The following is a 24,123-nucleotide window of genomic DNA, read 5'->3' as shown; positions in this document are numbered from 1 at the left end:
GAAGACTGCATGCTGAGCCAGTAACTGCTGTGCGGCACTTGTGGCAAGGTAATATGGATCAGCAACTCAGGATTATATTGCCAGGTTTGCTGCGTTACAGGCGTCAGCTCTTTATTCAGCTGCAATAAACGCTCTTTCAGGGATTGCTGTTCCTGCTGACTGCTGAGCCAAGTCGCTTCCTGAGTTTTTCCGACCGGCAAGCGGTCCAGCATCAGCTGTGGCTCAATCTTTTGATCCTGTTGCAGCAGAAAATCCCGAACCTGATACTGTTCCAGTTTATTCAGCAATAAGGGTTCTCGTGAACTTGGCAGATCGGCATATCTCACACTGGAAATACCGACACTTTTCAGGAATAGGCGTGCCGGGAAAATCATGTCACGAATCCACTCATCCCCTTTGAGCACCCGGATTTCTTTCTGCATCAGTGTCGGATAATGGGCATTGATCCAGCTGCTGCGCTTGCCCTCTGCACTGCGAATATATTCTGCTACAGCAAACCACTGAGTCTGATAACGTGGAGTATGAGATTCCACATAACCGATCGGGTCAAAAGGCTGTAATGGATGCACATGATAGAGCTGACGGATATGCTTGGCCACGCTCAAACCATTGAGCTCAACCGTTTCATCGACTTCAGCATCGGGCTGGTCGGAGTGGCAAATCAAGGCAATATGCTGGATCAGTTCTTGCAATGAAGTGGATGGATCACGTGCTTCTCCGTCATCAACATCAAAACCATTATAGAACAGCCATAAATTGTCCTGCGCCAGTAGCAATGCATCCAGAAAAGCACCCTGGTCATCATCCAGACGGGAGCGATCCCCTAGTTGCGGCTTCAAACTGTTCATCAGGTCAAATGGCACCTGCTGATTCCGGCTCGGGAATTTACCAGTATCCAGATTTAGCATCACCACCAGCTTATACGGCAACGGACGGATCTGGCCGATTTGACTAAAGGTAATTTGTCCGGTCGGCTCGGCCTGATCCAGTTGCATCTCCAGCGTATTCTGAATTTCTTCCAGTACATAAGGCAATGGCAGACTTAAGGCGACCAGCTCCTGGCTGGCCTGCGGATCATCCTGATCATGGTAATCGGCCAACGTCAGCATCCGCATCTGCTTGTCAATGATTTCTGCGACCGTCTTTAAGGACTCAACCCCGGCTTCACGGAACTCATTCAAGTCTTCACGCAGATATTCCAGCCAAGTTTTTACCGGGGTACGTTGTCCCTGTTCATGCAAAATCAGCCAGTCACGGCGCTGTACCAGATCCTGATAAATCTGGATCAGAGTCGAAATGAGAGGAAAATCACTACTCAAGACCTGAGCATAGCTTAAGGTGTCCTGAAACAGAGCATGTTCTGGCACTGCAAGTCCAAGTGCCAGCCGATCCAGCGCAAACTTAAAACTGAAGCGGTAGTCTTCATCACCGGCAGTCAGGCTTTGCTGTAAATGCTGCTGATCCAGACCGCGTTTAAAGCCCGCTTCACCCAGTAACTGCAACATGCGCTCAACTTGGGTATAGTCCAGTGCATAAAGTTGCTGGGTGGCATTCAGGCTGAGCCAGTCGGCAAAATCTTCGATACTGAAACGTTGATGCACCAGCTGAATCCGGCCCAGTACCGCGCGCCAGGCATTGCTGACATCGAGTCGGGACACCCCGGCAATCTGAATCGGTAAATATAGATTATCTTTTTGCAGACGCTGGCTATTACCTTCCCGTTCTCGCGGTGGTGGTGCAAAGACACTCCGAATCGCCGGCTCCAGCTCTTTCAAGTTCGGGGCCAGCACCAGAATATCGCTCGGCTGACGTGGGGCATCTTCGGTACCTTGAGCCAGCCAGTGAATCATCTGTTCTTTTAAAACTTCCAGTTGGCGCAGTGAAGAATGGCAGACATGGATCTGCACCGAATCATCGTCTGATTTGAGCGGATACTGGTGTTTTTCCGGTTCCAGCAGGTACAGAATATCCGACTGGATTTTGGCCAGTAACTTATCCTGATATTCATCCACGAAAGCATCGGCCCAGAGACCTTCTTCACCTGAAGACAGTTTGGATAATAACGAGAAATGATCACGCGCCTGCTTGCCAAAGCGAGTCAGCAAGGGATGACGCGATTCCCGGTCTTCGGCATTAAAGTTCAGCTGAAAGGCTGCAAAGAAATGCTGGATTTCGGTATCAGTCGGCAAACGTCCCTGAGATTTTTCAAATTTCCTGATGAAACGTTCCTGCACGCCAAGGTCATAACGCGCTTTCCAATCCGGATCGACGCTGTCAGCCCAGTATTCCTGTGAAGGGTTAAAGTGGAAAATATAAATATCGATGTATTGACCGAGACGGCGCAAGAAATCCAGCTGACTCGGTGGCAATTCTAGCAAGGTAAAGACCACGACCTGTTCTGGCAAACGTTTTAAAGCCTGTGCCTGGGTATCTTCATTTTCTAGACGTTCCCAGTACATCTGTTCGATGTCCAGAATCTTGGCATAATCATCCTGAAAGACATGCTGCCACAACCAGCGCTGCCAGGCTTCCAGTTCGCGTGCCTGAATCTTGACGAAGTCTGCCACCGGAATTTCATGGCCATTTTCATCTTTAGGAATATAGATCATCTGCTCAAGATCGAGCGCGATATCCTGCCCCCAGGACGCTAACCAGTTGGTGGGACAACGGCATTCCTGTGGCGGGCAATTCCGCGCGCAATAACCACGATAATCCATATAATGGCTAAACAGGCGCGAGACCTGTTCAGATACCCAGTACAGCATGCTTTGTTTTTTCAGCTGCTTCTCTGTGCCCTGTTCCAGACGATCTGCGCTGTCATAAATCCGTTTGATAATCGAATACAGCGGATGATCGGCCTCTAATAGAATCTGCTCAGGCAAAATACATTTACGTAGTGCCTGGAATACCCGCCATTTAATAATAATTCGCGGAATATTGGCTTCACGAACCTGCTCAACTTCTTTGGGATTATTTAGCACCCACTGATAGGAAGTCCACTGAAAGGCACGGATCCGATGATGAAACTGAGTATTGGCACTGATGCCCTTTTTTTCGGCAATTTTCTGGGTCAGCCAAGTCTCCACTGCAGGAGACGGCACAATAAAATGCCGCGGCTGTAACACGGCCAAGGGATTTTTTGCGCTCTGGTTGACGATACGCAGCATACTATCCAAAAGCACATCAATGCGTTGACTCTGAATAACATGAATTGCCATCGTTTCCCCTGAAAAATGAGATGGAGCAGTACTACAAAATGATAAAGATTATTTACTATACTTACTGAACTGTCTATGTCACTTTAAAACTCATACTTCAGTCAAAAAAGTTCTTTGAAAAAAGCATCTTATTGATGTTTTAACAGAAAAAAACAACATCTAGCTTTAGGTAATGCCCATGAAATTAGACAAAATTCCAGATCGTATCGATCCAAGTTTAGATTTAGACAGAATTCGCAACGAGTGCTTAGAGCTAACCAAAAAACGTGCCTATTATTCTGCCGGAGCAGCTGTGATTCCAGTGCCATTTCTGGACGTGGTCATTGATGTCGGCATTCTGTCGCAACTGATTCCGGAGATCAATGCCCGCTTTGGTCTGGCCCCTGAACAGATCAGTGTGTTTGATCCTGCAACCAAGCAGGTGCACTGGAATGAACTGCGTAAACGCGGAATCGAGTTTTCCGGTCTAGTAGTGGCACGTACAGCAGTCAAAAAATCTTTGAACAATGTTGCAGCGAAAGTGATCACAAAGCAAGTCACAAAATTCATTCCACTCGGTGGTCAACTGGTAGCCGCGAGCCTCGGTTATTTTGTCATGAAGAAAATTGCTGAAGCGCATGTGGAAGATTGCTATCGCACAGCAAAAAATATTCAGCAAAAACAGATTGCTCAAGGCAAATAAATTTCCCACCCCATTTTTTATCCCCAAACTTTTCAAAACTCAGGCAGATTAATCTGCCTGAAGCTGCTTTAAAATCGTTTTTAAAATTTCGACCCGAGCGGTGTTTTTATCATCAGTGGCGATAATATGCCACGGTGCCTGTTCTGTCGATGTACGTTCAAACATGTCAGCTGCCGCTTTTAAATAATCATCCCAACGTTCCCGGTTACGCCAGTCCTCATCGGTGATTTTAAAACGCTTATGCGGGGTGTCTTCACGCGCCTTGAAACGGGTTGCCTGCTCTTCTTGGGAAATCGCCAGCCAGAACTTAATAATCACGGTTTGATGGTTAATCAGGCTCTGTTCAAATCGGTTAATTTCATCATAGGCCCGCTGCCATTCTGCCGGACTGGCAAAGCCCTCTACCCGTTCTACCAGCACCCGGCCATACCAGGAACGGTCAAAAATACAGATATCATCATCAGTTTGCAGCTTGTTCCAGAAACGCCATAAATAAGGACGATTCAGTTCATATTTTTCCGGCGCCCCAATGGTCTGAATTTCATATTCACGGGGATCTAGCTTTTTCACAATTCGCTTGATCGCTCCGCCTTTGCCTGCTGCATCCATCCCTTCAAATAGCAAAATCACATTGCGCGGGTCTGAGCGCAGCGCCTTGGCCACCTGAGGAGACAGTTTTTTCAGTTCTGCCTTATAATCCTCTGTCTTGGCAAGTTCTTGCGAAGGATGCTGCAATAATTCTGGAATTTTGGCCTGTTTCCATCGTCCCTTGGCCCGAACCGGATGATTGGGACAATGTTTTAGCGCCTGCAAAATATGCTGCGCAAACTGCTGGTCACGCCGTTTTTCATCTTCTCCATCAATGATCAGCCAGTCTTCGTCTTTAGTAAACCGCTCTCGCAAACGTTGCACGGTGTCGTACTTTTTTTTGTCGCGCCAGTCCAGGCCATGCAGTTTGTGCCATTGCATTTCACTTGGATCAATCTGATCCAGGCGTTTTTGCAGCGTTTTCCAGGGTAAGTCGAACCAGACCTTGACCACATCAACATAGTTATTTTTTAGATCCTGCTCAAAGACACGCATATCTTCCAGATAGGCATCAAACTGGACATCATCAATGGCACCTGTCTGCATCGTGGTTCTGAGCAGATCACTGTACCAGTTACCAAACAAGACCATGATCTGGCCTTGGGCCGGAATAAACCGTGTATAGGGCTGCCAGAAAGTCTGTTTTTCTCCTAATACTTGCGGCTGATCGGCTTTCACCTGCATATAACGAGGATCTACCCATTCACGTAACTGTTTGACTGCTTCACCCTTACCTGCCAGCTCGATTCCATTGACCAGAACAATCAGGCTTTTGCCATTTTTCTGTCCCTGGATTTTTCTCAGATCATACTGGGCATTGATCAGCGCAAGGGATAGCTCATCTTCATCCATTAACTGGAAACTTTGTTCTTCTGTATGCATGGAGATCCCTCATCTTTTATTCTTGTGGGCAGTATAGCGAGGAGTCTGAACGCAAAAATAGCGTTAGCAACGTTTTTCACACGATTAGATTGTCTGTTTAAACAGCAAATTGACATTCAAATAAGGAATCATTGATCAATTTGTCATAGCGAGATTGCGCCACACCCTCTAAGATTCTGAGATCGAAAAATCATATTTGAAAATACATGTCCAAACTTGCTCGATTAGATGAACTCTTAGAACAGTATTATCAGCTGAAGTATCACACTCAGCCTGAAATTTTAAGCCGTTTACAGGATGTGCAGTCATGGCAAAAGGCACGGATGCAGCGTAGCCATCATCAGCATTTTTCTGAAAAAAATAACCAGCTGATGGCTGAATATTTTCTGAACCGGCTCTACGGCGGCTCGGACTTTGATGCACTGGCCGAGCAGATTGCACGACTGATGAAATATGCGCACAAGGCAGAAAAAATGATTCCGGAAAATGCCCTGAAAACCGGAACCTCAGGCGTAGAACTGGCGATTCTGGCGGTACAACTGGATGAACAGGTCGCAATCCAGCTTTTAGAGGATTACCCTGCCAACGCACCATTGACCGATGAAATGATGCGTGTGACTTATCTGAAACTGGATCAGGGTGAGGCGCGCTTGAAACAGCTGGCATTGCTGGATCAGCTGGGTGTCAGCCTGGACAAATATATGCGTTCCTTTGTGGTTTATACCGCCTTCAAGATGTGTAAAGGCGCAGCCAATAAATATCATTTTCAGGTGATGTATGAGTTTATGCAGGACGGTTTCCAGGCCATGAAACCGTTAAAATCGGCAGAAAAATTCGTGCACGACTTTACTGCGATTGAACGCGGTATTATTGATAAGGTGCATTCAGGTGATCCAACGCCATTTCAATAATAGATGCCTTTCCCATGCCTAATGAGGAAAGTTTATGGTTCTGCCTGATCCTGATATTTTCAGGTTCTTAGGGCAGGCCATCGCCAGTGATAAATCATATGAATTATTCGATCACTGGCAGTGAAGATTTCCGCCCATATTCCTATTTTTCTGTATATTATTCATAACAATTGCATCATGATTGCTGAATAACATCCAAGAATCTGTCATTATGCAGGCAATGCAAGATTAACCCGATTGATATGTTAGGAGTGACTCCAATGTCGAATGAAAATCAAACGCCTACCCCTACACCCGAGTCGGCACAACAGACAGACAAAGTGAGCCCATTCTTAACCACTCCGCTTCCGCAAGGCGCTCCACAAGGTCAGCAACAATCTCTAGAACAACGCCTGACCGATACGCCTGTGACTGGAACTGTCCCTAAATATAACCTGCCACGCGGTGCCAATACCGATAACGTCGGTCCAACCACGCACTTCGGCTACAAGACTGTGAGCAGTGACGAAAAAGCCCAGAAAGTGGCTGAAGTATTCCATTCGGTGGCCAGCAAATACGACATCATGAATGACCTGATGTCATTCGGTATCCACCGTCTATGGAAACGTTTTGCGATTAATATGTCAGGTGTGCGCCGTGGCCAGCATGTGCTGGATATTGCGGGCGGTACAGGTGACCTGGCTAAAGTATTTAGCCGTGAAGTAGGCCCTACCGGCCATGTGGTACTGTCTGATATTAACGAATCCATGTTGAATGTTGGCCGTGACCGTCTGATTGATGCCGGCTGTACCAATGTTGATTTCGTTCTGGCGAATGCGGAAACATTAGAACCATTTGCCGATAACAGCTTTGATCTGGTAACGATTTCTTTTGGTCTGCGTAACGTCACCGATAAAGATGCAGCACTGGCTGCGATGTATCGCGTACTTAAGCCAGGCGGCCGTTTACTGATTCTGGAATTCTCTAAACCAGTCTTCGAGCCATTCTCAAAACTCTATGACCTGTATTCATTCACCGCTTTACCAATCATGGGTAAAATCGTGGCGAATGATTCAGAAAGCTATAAATACCTGGCTGAATCAATCCGTATGCATCCAGACCAGCGTACTTTAAAAGGCATGATGGAAAATGCTGGCTTCCAGAACTGTGATTACCACAACCTGACCGGTGGTATCGTTGCCGTTCACCGTGGCTTCAAGCTTTAAGGGTCGTACCCGATATGTGGTCACTTCTCGCCCTCGGTGCTGTTGAACGCCTGATTCATCATATGATTGATCTGGATGCGATTACCCGCATTCAGATCAATACTTTGGCTGGCAAAATGCTGCGGGTGGTCATTGCTTCACCGCAGCTGTCTGTCGATGTCTTCTTTGATGAGGGCAAGGTTCGTCTGGAGCCAACGCCAAGCGGTCATACTGAAGACTCTTCGATATTTGAACAGCGCCCTTATGAAGCCAATAATGTTCAAACTCCTGAAGCAACGGCGACGCTACAGGTGAGCAATGTCGTAGAGCTGCTCAAGCTGCTGCTTGCTGATGAAGTCGGCAATATTCCACTGCAAGGTGACTATAAACTTCTGCAAGAAATCCAGCGCATCATGCAGCAGGCAGAACCTGATCTGGCGGCGCATTTAAGTCCTTGGATTGGCCCTGCTCTGGCGCATGAAATTGGCAAGTTGCAGCTGGCTCCGAAGCATTTAAAACGCACTTTAGAAAGCCAGTTATTTTTCGCTGAAGATGCCCTGAAAGAAGATAGTGGCCTTTTTGCCCCGCGCTGGCAAATGGATGACCTGAATCAGGATACTCGCATCCTGAATCAGAATTTGGATCGCGTTGAAGCCAAAATCAGTCAGCTTCAGGCACAGATTGAATCTGACGATTCTACTGATCAGCCATTTACTCCTGCTACACCTCATATTCCTTCTCAATACTAGGTACACCGCTTTATGATTCCGCATGTTTCACGTCTACTCGAACTTTGGCGCATCGCCGCGCACTATAGACTCGACACGTTGTTTCCTGCGGAAGAACTTCCTGAAAAAGCCCGGCATATTTTATCTTTGATCCGTATGCATCCAGCAGCCTGGTCCAGCCGTGAGCGTAAGAATCCACTCAAGCTGAAACTGGCACTGGAAGAAATGGGACCGCTGGCGATCAAGCTGGGACAATTGCTTTCGACCCGTCGTGACCTGATTCCGCCTGAAGTACTACAACAACTGGTCCTGTTACAGGATCAGGTCAAGCCCTTTGATAATGATGTCGCCAAGATGCGTATTCAGGAATCCTTAAAAGCGGATGTAAATACTCTATTCGCCCGATTTGATGTTCAGCCATTGGCAGCAGCTTCGATTGCACAGGTGCATACTGCTGCCCTGCATGATGGCCGTGAAGTAGTGGTCAAAGTGACCCGCCCGAATATTCGTCAACAGATCTTGCAGGATTTTGAGATTCTAAGCTGGCTGGGTGATTTTCTGGAAAAGCGTCTGGAAGCAGCGCGTGCCCTACACTTGTCTGAAATTATTCAGGACTATCGCCAGATCATTCTGAATGAGCTAGACCTGACTCTGGAAGCGGATAATACCCGCCGTATGCGTCATTACTTCACTGGCTCCAGCATGATGTATGTGCCTGAAGTCTATATGGACAGTAAGGACGTGCTGGTAGCAGAACGGATTACCGGTGTTCCGATTTCGGATATTGCCACCTTTGATGAACTGGGTATGGACCGTGCTGATCTGGCACGTAAAGGTCTAACCATCTTCTTTACTCAGGTGTTCCGCGATAACTTCTTCCATGCTGACATGCATCCGGGCAATGTCTTTGTCGAAACTATCAATCCGGCCAATCCGCGCTTTATTGCGCTGGACTGTGCGATTATGGGCGAGCTGTCCAAACATGACCAGATGACCGTGGCACGTATGTTGTTGGCGGTCATGAACAGCGACTTCATGCAGCTGATTCAGATTGTGCATCAGGCAGGCTGGATTCCGCCAGGTACCGATCAGGACGCGCTAGCACGCGAAATGCGTCGTACCGTGGGTCCAATGGTCTCCAAGCCAATGCATGAGCTGGACTTTGCCGGGATTCTGATTCAGGTCATGGACATCGCCCGTCGTTTCCATCTGGAAATCCCGCCACAACTGATGTTGTTACTGAAAACATTGGTTCATGTAGAAGGTCTGGGCACAGACTTATATCCTGAACTGGATATCTGGAGTCTGGCTAAACCGATCCTCACCGATTGGGTCAAAGCCCAGATGAATCCGCAAAAGAATATTAAAGAACTGGGGCAAAAAATCCCGGATCTGCTTTTGGGTGCGCAGGATTTACCGACCCTGATGATCGACAGCCTGAATGGCCTGAAAAACCAGTCTGCCTGGCATGCCAAACAGCTCAATGAATTGCAAAGCATGCGTCTGCAAATGGAACATCAGCAAAAGCGTAGCTGGATTTTTGGCAGCATCATGGCTATCCTGCTTTCAATTGCGATTATTTCACCATGGTTTGTATCAGTGATTCTGATTGTGCTAGCAAGCATACTCGCAGTCTGGCGGATTGCAAAATAACTGAATAATCTTCTTAAAAGACCTGACATTGTTCAGGTTTTTTTATTTTTCTCCTTCCCTATGACTGCAAAGTCACCTTAGGGTACATCTTGCCATTGGGCTCTGTGACCAGATGCTTAAAATATGTCCTTATTGGTCAAATATGGGTTGAACCTTTATGCAGATTTTACAAAAACATGCGCCTGCTCTGAACATCCGCGCTGGGCATCAGGCTCGTGAGCTGATTCTGAAAGAAGGTTTGCAACCCGAACAGGTCGATATTGTGCCAGGTGCCGCAGGCGGCCCCAAAGGCATCGGTATTCAGGGGCTGGATCAGGCAATTTTTGGTGAATTCTTTCCACGCGCTCCTCAGCGTAGAACCTTAGTCGGTTCATCCATTGGCAGCTGGCGTTTTGCCAGTGTCGCGGCCTGGGGAGCCAAAGCAGGCACTGAACGTCTTGCCGACTTGTATACCGATCTATACTTCCACAAGAAAATGACTCGCCAAGAAGTCAGTGACGTCTGTCGTGGCATGCTGCTGGATCTGGTACAAGGCAAAGAAACCGATCTGGTGAATCATCCGGATTATCATCTGACGGTATTGTCGATCAAAGCCCAGCACATTTTTCAGAGTGATAAGGCGCTCCCCCTACTCGCCTCTGTAGCCGGAATTGTCGGTACTACCGCTGTGGCACGTAAACACAGCCGCCATTTTATGCAACGTGTGATCAGCCAACCGAATACAGGTGAACAGTTTAAAATTGCCGATGATGGATTTACCACACATTATCATGCCCTGACTGAGCAAAGTGTTTTGTCATGGCTGATGGCCTCTGCTTCTATTCCGGGCGTGATGGCAGCGGTCAATAATATTCCGGATGCACCGCAAGGTTATTATCGCGATGGCGGTCTGATTGACTATCATATTGACCTGCCGTTTCAGAGCAAAGGCATCGTGCTGTATCCGCATTTTACTGACAGCATTACTCCTGGCTGGTTCGATAAACTGTTTAAACGCACGGCAAGCCCGGAAAATCAGGCACGAACTTTGCTAATTTCACCCTCTCAGGAATATTTGCAAAGTTTACCTTTGGGTCGTTTACCGGATCGTAAGGACTTCACTTTGAAAGGTTTGGATCAAACCCAGCGGATTCAGCTCTGGAAGCAATGTATTGCTGAAAGTCAGTGCCTGGGAGATGAATTTCTGGAGCTGGTCGAGAAGCAGAATTTTGCCGATGTGATGCAAAGCCTGTAATGGGCGCAGTCTGCCCGAATTGTTTGTATAATTGCCTTAATTTTTTGAACTGTTGAGATTTATGCAGAAATTTTTTAGTGATCCTGCAATATGCATGTATAGCCTTTGGACTTTATCTGATTTATAGCGTTACCATGTCGCTGTATACCCAGCAATTTGAGCTGATGGAACTGGTGGCAGATATTGGTACCATTCTGATCTGTCTGGATTTGGGTGTGTTCTTATATACCAGTAAAGGCAAACAAGGCATCACCATGGAAGAGTATGCTAAACAGCTAGAACAACCACCGTCTAAACTGGTTTATGTGACACGTAAACTGGGACATCTGGGTATTTTATTGATTATTACCAGCTGGATTGTTCCGATTATTAATAGCTAATCCAAAATAAAAAACCTCCCGATTGGGAGGCTTTTTTTAAATTTCTTTGAGATGACAGGCTTTTAAAAATTGATATGTTGAATCATACAATTCACTCGGTCTGGTCCAATCATTATCATCTACATTCGGTAGGTAAATCACCACTCCTTGACGCGCACGAGTCAACAAAACACGATAAGTATTCAGTAGATATTTTTGCTTTTCCATCTGATTGATGTTCTGCCATTTTGTTCCTTTAAATGCTTGATAACACCAACCATCCTTAAAGTAAAAATTAATATCCCACGCAACACAGCAGTAATCTAATTCTAATCCTTGAACATCAAATTCTGTGGCGACATCTTCTAAGTAATATGAAGAACGTACATCAATTGTAGAATTCAAAAACCAATCAGATGGTGTGATTTTATTTTTAACATCAATCCCCTCTGCTTTGAGTCTTCTTGCGCCTGAGCTCGCAACCATGCCGTAACGCTCTGTCCCTTTAGCTTGTTGTTTTAGCCACGACTTGGCTCTTTCCAAGTTCCTTGTTAAAACAATTGGATAGGATTGTATAACTTGGCTATAAATATGTTGTGCTTTCGTCGCATCCCCATCTAAAATTGCTTGGACAAGTTCAGCAACTCTTTCACTTCTAAACGACCTTACTGATACCGCCAAATGTAAATCAGGTTCTTTATTACCATGCTGAATTAAATGATGCTTTCGGGTTTGATCTTGTATATAGACACGATCCTCTAAAATTTTCTCAGAATAATAAATCTGCCATTCAGGATAATGCTGTTGTAAAGCATCTAACCATTCGATAACCCCTGCTTCTCCAGTGTTAATCTCTTGACCGCCACCGATCAAACAAATAATCACACACCAATCTGTGTGCCGATCCATTACCTCAATCAAAAATTGTGGTTCAGATTTATCAAAGCTCTGAATTCCCTTTTTTTGCTTCATAAAGTTAGAAACTTGTTCTTTGCGCCAAGCTCTTTGTGCCTCATCAAATACCACCACTTTTTCAATAGGAGCTTCTAATGACCTTAAGTACTCATCTCGAAAGTGATGGATATTTTGAATAAAAGCTTTTGCTTTTCTTTCAGCACTTGATCTGGTTTCAAGTTGACCTTCAGTTTTTGCTGTTTCGACTGTTTGTCGAATCAGCGCTTCCCTTAGCACATCAACAAGTGGGCCATTGCCCGAGAGAAAAACTGAATGTTCTGATTCGTCTTTTTTTAGTCGCTGGTTAGCAATATTCAGCCCTGCTAATGTTTTTCCAGCACCCGGTACTCCTGTAAGAAAACAAATTGCCTTATGTCGTTTTTCTTTTGTTGTTTCAATAATATGTTCAATACGTGCTGAAGTTATTTTTAAATTAATCGCCCCTGCATCACTTCTGGAAATATCTTCAACTTGATGTCCTTGATAAAGTGCTTTCGCTGCTTCAATGATTGTGGGTGTCGGTCTATAGCTGGCTTGATTCCACTCTTGGATATTAATGTCCATACCCACATCATAATGCGCAAGAGCCTGTAGAATCATTTGGTTTAAATTGTACTGATGACAACAAATGGGTGCTCCAAGATCATCTACATCCTCCCAAATGATCTCTTGTGTATCCGCTTCAGTAGCTATAAGAATTGGAATAATTTTTTTATCATGACTTTGTGAATGAAAATTCTTTAAATCCAAGCAATAATCAATCACCTGATTTTTTGCAGTTGTAGAGTAAAAACTTTCCCCAACCTTAAACTCAATAACAAAGATTAAATTACGAATAATCAGAATATTATCAGCACGCTTCCCCATTCGAGGAATGCTGTACTCAAAGTAAAGATGACCCTTTGCTATACCAACTAAATTTGCTTTTAAAATATCTATTTGTGCTAACCAAGCATTTTTCTGTAAATCTTCAAGTGCAAATTCATGATGCTGTGCCAAATTACCTAAGATTAAGTCATTTGAGCTAGATAAAAAATCTTGGATGGAACTTTGATAATAACTTCTTAGCATTTTTAGATTCTTTGAGATTTTTTAATATTGTCGATATGAAAAACCTCCCAAAAGGGAGGTTTTTCGTTTAGAGCCTAAAGATTATTTCGAACCTTTAATCCCGGCTTGAAGTAATAGTGCTCCTAAACCACCAATTTTATTTTCTTGTGGTTTAGCCGCTTGAGGTTTCTTGCCATGCGGGCGGTCACCTTGTGGACGTGCATGCTGTGGACGTTTGCCTTGTGGCTTGCGCTCACCGCGTTGCTCATTGTCACGACGTGGTTGACGTGGTGCTTTCGCTGGCGCTTCCGAACCTTCAGGACGCATCGACAGATTGACACGGTTACGTTCCACATCAACGTTCAGTACACGAACTTGTACGATTTGACCTGGTTTTACCACTTTATGCGGATCAGCCACAAATTCATTGGCTAATTCAGAAATATGTACCAAACCATCCTGATGTACACCAACATCCACGAAAGCACCGAAGTTAGTCACATTGGTGACTACGCCTTCCAGCTGCATGCCTTCAGTCAATTGAGACACTTCAGTAATATCATCACGGAATTTTACGGTACGGAATTCTGGACGTGGGTCACGGCCTGGTTTTTCTAGTTCAGCCAAAACGTCCTGAACGGTTGGCAAACCGAATTTATCATCAACAAACTCTTCTGCATTGACCTGGCGAATGATTTCAGTATTGCCAATAATATCTTTTACAGTCGTTGATTTCGCTTCAACAATTTTAGATACCAGTGGATAAGATTCAGGGTGAACTGCAGACGCATCTAATGGTTCTGAACCTTGCTGGATACGCAAGAAACCCGCTGCCTGTTCAAAAGTACGTTCACCTAGACGTGGCACTTTTTTCAGATCCTGACGGTTATCAAAACGGCCATTTTCCTTACGGAAGTCCACGATTTGCTGCGCAATTGATTTGTTCAGACCTGCGATATAGCCCAAGATCGCAGCAGATGCAGTATTCACATCTACACCGACCGAGTTCACACAGTCTTCAACCACTGCTTCAAGGGTTTTTGCCAGACCGGTCTGGTTTACATCATGCTGGTACTGACCTACACCGATTGATTTAGGATCGATTTTCACCAGTTCTGCTAATGGATCTTGCAGACGGCGTGCAATTGATACTGCACCACGGATCGATACATCCAGTTCAGGCAATTCCTGAGAAGCCAGTTCAGATGCTGAGTAAACAGAAGCACCCGCTTCTGAAACAGAAACACGAGTCAATTTCAGGTCGCTATTTGCAGCCATCATTTCAGCAATTAACGCTTCAGTTTCACGGCTTGCCGTACCATTACCGATTGCAATCAGGTCAACATTAAATTCGCGACAAAGACGTGCCAATTCAGTCAGTGAACCTTCTTTATCATCTTTCGGTGCAAATGGGTAAATGGTGCTATATGCCAATACATCACCTGATTCATTCACCACTGCCAGTTTTACGCCAGTACGGATGCCAGGGTCTACACCCAGAGTTGTACGGGCACCTGCAGGCGCAGAAAGCAATAAATGACGCAGGTTTTCAGCAAAGACCTGCATTGCTTCAGCTTCAGCAGCCAGACGTTTTTCAGTCAATAATGAATGTTCGATCGTTGGACGAACTTTACCAAGCCAGAACAGTTTCGCAGTTTGCTTTAAGAAATCCTGACGGGATTGCGGCTGAATGGTATCCAGGTTGTATTCAGTTTCAATACGTGCCAATGGTGCATCATCTTCGCCATCTACTTTAAGGCCCAGTACATTTTCCTGACGGCCACGTAGCATTGCCAATAAGCGATGCGAAGGTACCTTGTTCAGATTTTCAGAGAAATCGAAGTAATCACGGAATTTTTTACCAACTTCTTTTTTCTCTTCGCTAGCGACCAGACTTTTCAGCACAGCCGTTTTAGCAAACATTGCTTTAAGCTCAGTGGTCAATGCAATATTCTGTGCCCAGTCATCAATCAGGATGTGCTGGATCGCATCGAACTGGCTTTCCTGATCTGGATAATCTTCATGGCTAAAGCCCGCTAAAGCTTCTGCTGGATCCACGGCTTCAGTAAAGATTTTCTCTGCAATCGGACCTAAACCGGCTTCTTTGGCTTTAAACGATTTGCTGGTACGTTTTGGACGGTATGGTGCGTAAATTTCTTCTAGGGCATTTTTAGTTTCTGCCGCATTCACCCGTGCCAATAAATCATCAGATAATTTATTTTGTTCTTTTAGTGATTCGATCACCTTTTCACGGCGTTCATACAAATCACGCAAATACGATAAACGTGTATCGAGCTGGCGTAGTTGCGTATCGTCTAAGCCCTGCGTTACTTCTTTACGGTAACGTGCAATGAAAGGAACGCTGGCACCCTCATCAATCAGTTTGATGGCAGCTTCTACTTGATTTGGACGTACGGCAAGTTCTTTTGCCAACTGCTGAACTAAGTCAGTCATCGTGTTTGATCCCACAAGGATAAGTACTAAATGGCATGATTATAAAGACCAGGTCTATAAAATCCACCATTGTTTTTATTAATTTATATAAGCTTTAGATAACCGTATACGATCGTTTTCCAGTTTTTCCACTAAAGTTTGCATGAACTTTGCATTTTATTCTTGTTCCAGGACGATTTTTTCGCATATAGATGTATATATTTGGTATCTATGTCTTGATTTTAACTGCAATATTTGATGCTTTAGAGCATAGTCAATAATAGTAATGAATCGTATACTCAAAGCATATTTCATTTTTTGTTTATGACGACAATAAAGAATAAAGGAGCACCTCATGAGTTTAGTGGTACCTGCTGAAAAACCTGATGCTGTACATACCGAAACCGACCGGGTCGAGCGCATCCTGGTTGTCGATGATGATGTGCGTCTGCGTACCCTGTTACAACGTTTCCTTGAAGATAAAGGCTTCGTCGTTAAAACTGCGCACGATGCTACCCAGATGGATCGACTATTACAGCGGGAACTGTTTTCTCTAATTGTGCTCGATTTTATGTTGCCTGTAGAAGATGGCCTCAGTATCTGTCGTCGCCTACGCCAGTCGAATATTGATATTCCAATCATTATGCTCACCGCACGTGGTAGCGATTCAGATCGTATTGCAGGTCTGGAAGCCGGTGCGGATGATTATCTGCCTAAACCATTTAATCCAAATGAATTGCTGGCACGTATCCGTGCAGTTTTGCGTCGTCAAGTCCGTGAAGTTCCAGGCGCTCCTAGCCAGCAAATGGAAGTGGTATCCTTTGGTCCATGGTCACTGGATCTGTCTACTCGTACCCTGACTCGTGAGGGCCAGGTAGTGACCCTGACCACTGGTGAATTTGCAGTATTAAAAGCGCTGGTACAACACCCACGTGAACCTTTAACTCGTGACAAGCTGATGAATCTGGCGCGTGGCCGTGAATGGGGTGCGATGGAACGTTCAATTGACGTTCAGGTATCACGCTTACGTCGCCTAATTGAAGAAAACCCTGCCCGTGCGCGTTATATTCAAACCGTTTGGGGTGTCGGTTATGTATTTGTTCCAGATGGTGCTGAATAATTTTCTTATTAGAAGAAAGTAAAATATTCGTCCGTCTATCAATTTAGTTTTGAATTACGTGACAAATTCATTCGCAACTGTTTGAGGCAGGAGGTATTCATCTCTAATGTTTCTGCGATAAATTGATTACTTGCCGCAATTTGACGAGTTTTGCGAATGAAAATGGTTTTGCCTACTTTTGCCGAAACAAAAGTAGGTCGAACCGAAGGTTTTAACCTATATCTAAATTACAGATGGTTTGACTCCGGTGTGATAAGGCCTTTTAATCAACTCATAATCATTTGCTGAAGTCATAGCACAGGATTGCTCAGTGAAACTCGACCCCATCGACCCACAAAAATTTACCGATTTTGTCAGCTACTCAGAAAAAAAACGCACCCCTTGGGAACGCTTTCTGGACAAAATCAAGCCGCGCTCTGCAGCAATGCGAACCACTGTACTGGTGGTCTTTGTGGTCTGTTTCAGCCTGTTCATGTCAATCTGGTTTTTCTGGCGCACGCTCTACTTACCTGAAATTCAGCAACACGCGCGGTATCTGGCTATGGAGCTGGAAATTCTCAATAATCCGGACCTGCGTCTTTATCACAAGGAACAAGAAGTCGATATTGATACCTGGCTCAAAAACCGGATCGGAATCGAATATGTCACCAATCCAGCCGAATATCCAAATGTAAAAGACAAGGTCATTGCCGAATTCTTTACCAACCAGATTGAGACCAAACTGGCCAAAGAATTAAGAATCGAACAGGCGACCGTTTATTTCCAGTTTAAGCCAAGTCCACGCATCTGGATCCAAACTCCTGAAATGAACGGCAACTGGGTACGTGAACCTCTTAAGACCTATGCCAACTATAGCCCTGAACTGATTCTAGGCTGGCTGCTTGGTACGCCACTCATTGCCGGCATTATTATTCTGACTCTAGTTCGTCAGCTGAACCGTCCTTTACGCCGCTTGCAGAATGCAGCAAACAGCTATAGTAAAAATGGTTCCGCCCCTTATCTGGATACCAATCATGGTCCGCTGGAAATCCGTCAGGTGAATCATGCCTTTAACCAGATGATTTATACCTTGGATCAAACCGAGCGTGATCGTCGGATCATGCTCGCGGGGATTTCACATGACCTGCGTACCCCGTTGACCCGTATCCGTCTTAGCGCAGAAATGATGCCGGATGAAGACTTTCTCAAGGAAGGTCTGATTTATGACGTCGAGGATATGGATGCGATTTTAAATCAGTTCATTTCCTATATGCGGGATGGCTCCGATGAAGAACTGCAAGAAACCAATGTCAATGTGCTGTTGCAGGAACTGGTCAAGCAGTTTAAGCCACTTGATATTCGCTTTACACCTCAGGAAATACCGCTGGTTGAAGTACGCAGCATGTCACTGAAACGTCTGATCGGCAACCTGATCAACAACTCGAAACGCTATGGTGCGGAACCGATTGAGCTGGCTGCCTATGTGCAGGACCATAAACTGATGATCAGTGTGGCCGATCATGGTGAAGGGATTCCGGAAGACCAGATTGAAGCACTGATGCAACCCTTTGTTCGTGGAAATTCTGCGCGTACCGTACAAGGTAGTGGTCTGGGTCTGGCAATTGTCAAACGTATTGTTGATATTCACTCAGGTGAGCTGCATATCCAGAATCGGCCTGAAGGTGGTCTGGAAGCCATTATCGCCTTACCCCTGAAAACCGCAGATTCAGAGGCACCTGCTGCTCCAACTACCTTGGATAAAATTCGTCAAACGCTCACTGATCACTTCTAGTAAGTGATCATAAAATCAACAAACGACTTTTTAGTATTTCTATACAATTCATTTTAATTTTTAATAATTCAATTATTTAAAAAACATCATTTTTCATTATACCTACATTTAGCTAAAAAATTAGACCTTAGCCTAACACCTATGCAAAATACATTTTTTGATCGGTACAATCCGTATCATTATTTAAGAATTTATGAGAGTTGAAATGTCTTTAGATCGTATCCGTTTAGCCTCCCTACACAACAAAGTCATCAGCCCTGAACAAGCGGCTGAATTCATCCAAGATGGCATGACTGTGGGTATGAGTGGCTTTACTCGCGCTGGTGAAGCGAAGGCGGTTCCTTTAGCTTTAGTACAACGCGCAAAAGCAAATCCATTAAAGATCACGTTAATTACTGGTGCATCACTAGGGAACGATCTAGACAAACAATTGACTGAAGCTGGTGTATTGGCACGCCGTTTACCGTTCCAGGTCGATAACACTTTACGTAAAGCGATCAATAAAGGCGAAGTGATGTTCATCGATCAGCATTTGTCTGAAACAGTTGAACAGATGCGTAACCAGCAGTTGAAAAAACCTGATGTAGCGGTAATTGAAGCAGTTGCGATCACTGAAGATGGCGGCATCATTCCAACAACTTCTGTAGGTAACTCTGCAAGTTTTGCAATTTTTGCAGAGAAAGTGATTGTTGAAATCAATACGAATTTAAGCCCGGCATTTGAAGGCTTGCACGATATCTACATCCCGACGTATCGTCCAACGCGTCAAGCGATTCCATTGACTCAAGTGGATGAGCGTATTGGTACGCATGCGATCAATATCGATCCATCTAAAATTGTTGGTATCGTATTTAACAGCGAATTACACGACTCTCCATCTACTGTAACCGCACCAGATGATGAGACTCAAAGCATTGCCAACCATTTGATCGCTTTCTTTGAAAAAGAAGTAGCTGAAGACCGTCTACCGAAAAACCTCGGGCCTCTTCAAGCAGGGATTGGTTCAATCGCAAATGCGGTATTGACGGGTCTGAAAGATTCAAACTTCGAAGACTTGATCATGTACTCAGAAGTACTACAAGACTGTACCTTTGAATTGATCGACGCAGGTAAGATGAAGTTTGCTTCAGGTTCTTCAATTACACTTTCTGCTAAATATGGCGAGAAAGTATTTAACAACCTTGAGCAATACAAAGACAAACTGGTATTACGTCCACAAGAGATCTCTAACCACCCTGAACTGGTACGTCGTTTAGGTATTATCGGCATCAACACTGCACTTGAGTTTGATATTTACGGTAACGTGAACTCAACTCACGTATGTGGTACCAAAATGATGAACGGTATTGGTGGTTCAGGTGACTTCGCGCGTAATGCCCACTTGGCGATCTTCGTAACCAAATCAATCGCGAAAGGTGGCGACATATCTTCAGTAGTACCATTCGCGTCTCACGTAGACCATGCTGAACATGATGTAGATATTCTGGTAACTGAACAAGGTCTGGCAGATCTTCGTGGTCTGGCGCCACGTGAACGTGCTCGTGCGATCATCGATAACTGTGCGCACCCAATGTACCGCGATGCATTGAATGACTACTTCGACCGTGCATGTGCGAAAGGTGGTCATACGCCTCACCTGCTTCGTGAAGCATTGTCTTGGCACTCTAACTTTGAAGAAAATGGTCATATGCTTGCAGTAGAAGCTGCAGTCAAAACTGCTTAATTAACCGCTTCAGAAAACGCCCTACGGGGCGTTTTTTTATGGGAAAAATAATAAATTAGCGAGGACAAATCCATCTATAAAAATCTGATCTGCTTAACTTCTTAAATATTTTGAATGATTAAACTGCACTTAGTCTGGATGCAGGGCTTTAAATTCCAGTTCTTCACCCTCATACTTCTACCAAGACAAAGATTAGAGACATGACATGCGCGTAGATATTTGGTCAGATGTGGTCTGCCCTTTTTGCTATATTGGTAAAAAACGTCTGGAAGCTGCTGCAAAGGAAAGTGGGATTGAACTTGAAGTCCATTGGCATAGTTTTCAGCTAGATCCTGAAGCACCAGTCCGTCAGGAAGTTTCCAACTCTGAGCGTTTGGCACAAAAATATGGCCGCTCAGTGCCAGAAGTTGAAGACATGCAGCGCAATATTGCAGCCATGGCTAAACAGGAAGGCATTGAATTTAACTGGGAAGGCGCCAATTCTGGCAATACCTTGAATGCGCATCGCATCATTCACCTGGCACAAAGCAAAGGTCTAGGCAATGAAGCTCAGGAAGCCTTTTTCTACAGCTATATGACGCAAGGCCTGCCGATTGGTGAACGTGAAACGCTGGAAGATGTTGCAGCGCGTATTGGCCTGAACCCGGTTGAAGTAGATGATTTACTCGACTCGGATGAATTTGCGGACTTTGTTAAATTTGACCAGGAAGTAGCGCGTGACCAGCTCAAAGTTACCGGTGTTCCGTTCTTTGTATTTGATCAACGCATTGCTTTGGCAGGTGCTCAGCCGAAGGAAGTTTTCTTGCAAGTTCTTGAAAAAGCTTTAGAGGAGCCACAGGAACAGCCAACAGCTGATCAGTGTTCTACAGATGCTTGTGATGTTCCGGCAAAGCCTGAATAAAAATTAAATCAAATCAAAAAATCCCCATTCAAGATGGGGATTTTTTATGAATGATATGAACTATTCAACCAGAAAGCTAATCTTTAGATTGACACGATATTCGGTAATTTTATTGTCATTAATGACGACCTTCTGTTCATTGATCCAAGCACCTTGAACATTTTTAATCGTCTCTGTGACTTTCGCGATGCCAGTCTGAATTGCATCCTCAAAGCTTTTACTACTGCTTGAATTGACTTCTACCACTTTTGCAATTGCCATGATTCAACACTCACTCTGTGAAGATAGAAGCATTCATCTTAGTCGATTTAAATTTCTCTACAGCTCTTAGCAAACAAGCGATAGCAAAAACTTACAGGGAATGAACAAATACTGGCCTGCCCTTATTGCTTTAAAAAAATTTAAATCTGGATCTCTAGTTTTAAATAATCAACAAATAAATGTTTGCTTAAAAGCTTCTAAAACATCTAAAAAATGTATAAAAAACAATCCAAAACTATCTAGAGCAAATATTCTAATATATTGTTTTATAGAGTATTTTATCTAAATTTAGTTGCTTTTCTTGCCGATTTGATCATTTTTTATTAATTGCCATTTGATATTATTTTTCACGTAATTTAGGACTAACTTTTTTTCTTGTTCAAGCTCTTGAACACCCAGATATCAAAAGGTCATGTTATGAAAACTGTTAAATTTTTATGCGCAGCAACTGTGATGGCTTTTTCTCTACAAGCTTCAGCACAAATGGCTCAAGTGGTTTATCTTCCAGATTTCCCTGTAAGCAAAGCACCAGTTGAAACTGTAGCAACAGATACTGCAACTGCAGAAACTGAAAAAGCGGCTTAAGTCTTTAAGCAAAATCTCCCAGCAGGCTGAATTATTCAGCCTGTTTTTATTTCAGGGCTTCGAAAATTTAACTTGTTCTTCTATTTAAAGAGCATTAAAAACCTCATTATTTTTTATTTTATTTTGATTTCATTCACTTTTTACTCAAAAACAACTACCAAATTCGCTTAAAAAAATACTCAAAATAATCAAGCATTTTGTCAATCAGATGCTTATAATCAGAACCTGATCTTTTATGGATTTCAGACTTTCTTGTTATGAACCAGCTTCAAGCATTAATACAGGGAAAAATTTCTCCGCAGGCAATTTCTGTGGATTTTTTGATTGAAATGGCTGAGCGTTATCCAGATCCCAACTCTACCGAATACAAACTGGTAGAACTTGCAATCAATATGATCATGGCCAATTCACTGGATAAAGCACTCAAATATATCTAGAGAGCTAAAATGAATGCTTTAGAAAAAGCAAAATTAATTAAAGAATTAAATGAATTAGGGAAGCAACTAGAACATAAATCCCTCAGTTTATATGAAGCCGCCCGAACCAAAAAACGACTCCAAGATATTTTTCATCTCTGTGATGAACCTGTTTTTAAAAATCAGATTTTAAGTTTTAAATCTCGTGTCCAGCCTGAGCTGGCAGCACATCAGTTTGCGGCGAGCACCGAGTTTCATCACTGTTATCGCGGTTATTTTAAGGATCCTGTCCAGCTGCAACAGACACTGACTGCGCATACAGAAACAGGCTGGGCCTTTTTGCATCAGCCACAACAAGGCTGGCAAATCTGGCTGGGTCCCGTAGAGCAATCTGATTTTTTACATAGTGAATGGGATGAATTAGTAAATTCTCACAACTGGCTTTTGCAGCAACAGCAACAGCAACAAGGCGCATGTTTTCCTCTCGATCCCCAACTGGATATTCCGGCTTTATCGGTTCAAGATGCCGAATTCGATACGCTTACCCTGGAAATCGCACGTTATCATCAGGGCAGTTTGCAGATCCGGACCAAGATCACTGCACCTCAACTGTCTAAAACAATCGAACCTGATTTAGACAGAACAACTGGCAAAACAGAAGAAGCCAAAACAGCTGAGCTGTCTATAGAAATAGACAACACGGATAGTTCATCCTCTATTTTGATAATAGATGAAAATATTAATTTTCCTGAATCTTTACAGCTAGGTGAATTCTCTGCCCTGCTGCATCCATTAGAACATGCAGGAGCGACTATACGGCGTCTCTGTGCCCTAGAATTACAGCCGACTGCCTCTCAACCAGCTGAACTTGAAATGGCGCTATATTATGCTGAGGAAGACCACTGGCAGGCACGTCCTGTTTATCTTGCCATGCAGACCGACCAACAATGGCAAGGTCTGAAATATCTGATGCTCTTGGGTGCACCAAGTCTCTTGCAAGCTAATTCATGTATCCAGCACTGGGGCACGCAGCATGGACGGCGTTGTACAGAGATAAAATCCATATCATGGGCAGCTTTAGGTGCCTGCCTTGATCGGATAGATCTTTTCACTGAAATGTATCTGCAACACGCCGAAACGGTCTGGATGCCTGAGGAAAGCTATGCCTATATTCCTGCTCGGTGTATTCATCAAAAGAAATTTATCAGTTTTGAAGAAGCGCCCGTTAATTTTTCTACTCCAATTTTATTACTACAGGAACATCAGAAAATTCGGGTCATTCATGGGGAACGCCGCCTGGCATTGTCTAATCAGGAAATCGCTTACCCTTATTTAATGCTCAAACGTGATAAGGATTTGAATTGGCAAAAAATTCATCAAATTGTTTTAGGATTGTCACAGCCGGTACAGGTTTTAGATCTTTATATGGCAATTCAGGCACAAATCATTAAATAATTGATGTAGTTATGT

19 protein-coding genes are annotated in these 24,123 nt (G+C 44.1%); 14 read left to right on the top strand and 5 right to left on the bottom strand.

The genetic code is table 11. The annotated features are described in order from the left end of the window. A partial coding sequence (locus B3J29_RS11665; RefSeq protein WP_286965592.1) for an exodeoxyribonuclease V subunit gamma occupies positions 1–3,218 on the bottom strand: 3,218 nt, incomplete at its 3' end. A 178-nt stretch (positions 3,219–3,396) separates the two neighbouring features. Here B3J29_RS11665 and B3J29_RS11660 point away from each other — a divergent pair. Next, positions 3,397–3,900: a hypothetical protein gene (locus B3J29_RS11660; protein WP_159123426.1), complete on the top strand. Its 504-nt coding sequence runs from the start codon at positions 3,397–3,399 to the stop codon at positions 3,898–3,900. 48 nt (positions 3,901–3,948) lie between these two features. Here the strand turns inward: B3J29_RS11660 and B3J29_RS11655 are convergent, their stop codons facing one another. Beyond that, positions 3,949–5,370 carry a polyphosphate:AMP phosphotransferase gene (locus tag B3J29_RS11655; RefSeq protein ID WP_286965588.1) on the bottom strand — a complete coding sequence of 474 codons (1,422 nt, stop codon included), beginning with the start codon at positions 5,368–5,370 and terminating at the stop codon, positions 3,949–3,951. 206 nt (positions 5,371–5,576) lie between these two features. Between B3J29_RS11655 and B3J29_RS11650 the strand changes: the two genes are divergently transcribed. The 6 genes from B3J29_RS11650 to B3J29_RS11625 all read left to right on the top strand — a co-directional run bounded on the left by B3J29_RS11650 (position 5,577) and on the right by B3J29_RS11625 (position 11,460). Beyond that, complete coding sequence (locus tag B3J29_RS11650; RefSeq protein WP_208462462.1) at positions 5,577–6,281, top strand: FFLEELY motif protein; 705 nt, start codon at positions 5,577–5,579, stop codon at positions 6,279–6,281. A 260-nt stretch (positions 6,282–6,541) separates the two neighbouring features. Beyond that, entirely contained in the window at positions 6,542–7,486 is a 945-nt protein-coding gene (gene ubiE, locus B3J29_RS11645) for a bifunctional demethylmenaquinone methyltransferase/2-methoxy-6-polyprenyl-1,4-benzoquinol methylase UbiE (RefSeq protein WP_286965585.1), read from the top strand. Positions 7,487–7,500: 14 nt separating this feature from the next. Further along, positions 7,501–8,214, top strand: coding sequence for a ubiquinone biosynthesis accessory factor UbiJ (locus B3J29_RS11640; RefSeq protein ID WP_286965582.1), 714 nt, complete (start codon positions 7,501–7,503; stop codon positions 8,212–8,214). A gap of 12 nt (positions 8,215–8,226) precedes the next feature. Further along, entirely contained in the window at positions 8,227–9,846 is a 1,620-nt protein-coding gene (locus tag B3J29_RS11635) for an ABC1 kinase family protein (protein WP_180031125.1), read from the top strand. A 157-nt stretch (positions 9,847–10,003) separates the two neighbouring features. Next, the gene (locus tag B3J29_RS11630) at positions 10,004–11,080 is read left to right on the top strand and encodes a patatin-like phospholipase family protein (protein WP_286965578.1); all 1,077 of its coding nucleotides are present in this window, start codon (positions 10,004–10,006) and stop codon (positions 11,078–11,080) included. Positions 11,081–11,157: 77 nt separating this feature from the next. Beyond that, positions 11,158–11,460 carry a hypothetical protein gene (locus B3J29_RS11625; RefSeq protein WP_286965576.1) on the top strand — a complete coding sequence of 101 codons (303 nt, stop codon included), beginning with the start codon at positions 11,158–11,160 and terminating at the stop codon, positions 11,458–11,460. A gap of 36 nt (positions 11,461–11,496) precedes the next feature. Here B3J29_RS11625 and B3J29_RS11620 read toward each other — a convergent pair whose 3' ends face one another. Then, on the bottom strand, positions 11,497–13,464 hold the full coding sequence (locus B3J29_RS11620) for a DUF2075 domain-containing protein (protein WP_286965574.1): 1,968 nt from the start codon (positions 13,462–13,464) through the stop codon (positions 11,497–11,499). Positions 13,465–13,545: 81 nt separating this feature from the next. Next, positions 13,546–15,897: a Tex family protein gene (locus B3J29_RS11615; protein WP_286965572.1), complete on the bottom strand. Its 2,352-nt coding sequence runs from the start codon at positions 15,895–15,897 to the stop codon at positions 13,546–13,548. Positions 15,898–16,231: 334 nt separating this feature from the next. Between B3J29_RS11615 and ompR the strand changes: the two genes are divergently transcribed. From ompR to B3J29_RS11595, 4 genes are all read left to right on the top strand, one after another. After that, positions 16,232–16,996 carry a two-component system response regulator OmpR gene (gene ompR, locus B3J29_RS11610; RefSeq protein ID WP_004781707.1) on the top strand — a complete coding sequence of 255 codons (765 nt, stop codon included), beginning with the start codon at positions 16,232–16,234 and terminating at the stop codon, positions 16,994–16,996. Positions 16,997–17,306: 310 nt separating this feature from the next. Further along, positions 17,307–18,767 (top strand): ATP-binding protein, encoded by a 1,461-nt coding sequence (locus B3J29_RS11605; protein WP_166134779.1) that lies wholly within the window; start codon positions 17,307–17,309, stop codon positions 18,765–18,767. Positions 18,768–18,972: 205 nt separating this feature from the next. Continuing rightward, entirely contained in the window at positions 18,973–20,490 is a 1,518-nt protein-coding gene (locus B3J29_RS11600; protein ID WP_286965568.1) for an acetyl-CoA hydrolase/transferase family protein, read from the top strand. Between the two features lie 205 nt (positions 20,491–20,695). After that, a complete protein-coding gene (locus tag B3J29_RS11595; protein WP_034170987.1) occupies positions 20,696–21,391 on the top strand; it encodes a DsbA family oxidoreductase in 696 nt (231 codons plus the stop codon). A gap of 60 nt (positions 21,392–21,451) precedes the next feature. On the opposite strand, the gene B3J29_RS11590 is transcribed toward B3J29_RS11595, so the two are convergent. Next, positions 21,452–21,652 carry a dodecin family protein gene (locus B3J29_RS11590; protein ID WP_005232506.1) on the bottom strand — a complete coding sequence of 67 codons (201 nt, stop codon included), beginning with the start codon at positions 21,650–21,652 and terminating at the stop codon, positions 21,452–21,454. 417 nt (positions 21,653–22,069) lie between these two features. On the opposite strand from B3J29_RS11590, the gene B3J29_RS11585 reads away from it, so the two are divergent. From B3J29_RS11585 to B3J29_RS11575, 3 genes are all read left to right on the top strand, one after another. Beyond that, on the top strand, positions 22,070–22,237 hold the full coding sequence (locus B3J29_RS11585) for a hypothetical protein (protein WP_004781698.1): 168 nt from the start codon (positions 22,070–22,072) through the stop codon (positions 22,235–22,237). Positions 22,238–22,494: 257 nt separating this feature from the next. Beyond that, positions 22,495–22,674: a hypothetical protein gene (locus B3J29_RS11580; protein ID WP_286965565.1), complete on the top strand. Its 180-nt coding sequence runs from the start codon at positions 22,495–22,497 to the stop codon at positions 22,672–22,674. A 9-nt stretch (positions 22,675–22,683) separates the two neighbouring features. Beyond that, positions 22,684–24,108, top strand: a complete 1,425-nt coding sequence (locus tag B3J29_RS11575; RefSeq protein ID WP_286965563.1) for a hypothetical protein — start codon at positions 22,684–22,686, stop codon at positions 24,106–24,108. The last annotated feature ends 15 nt before the right edge of the window (positions 24,109–24,123 follow it).

Source organism: Acinetobacter sp. UBA5984 (assembly GCF_002429925.1).
Taxonomy (GTDB): Bacteria; Pseudomonadota; Gammaproteobacteria; order Pseudomonadales; family Moraxellaceae; genus Acinetobacter; species Acinetobacter variabilis.
The sequence above is the reverse complement of the archived record's forward strand: the minus strand, read 5'-3'. Positions and strand labels throughout refer to the sequence as shown.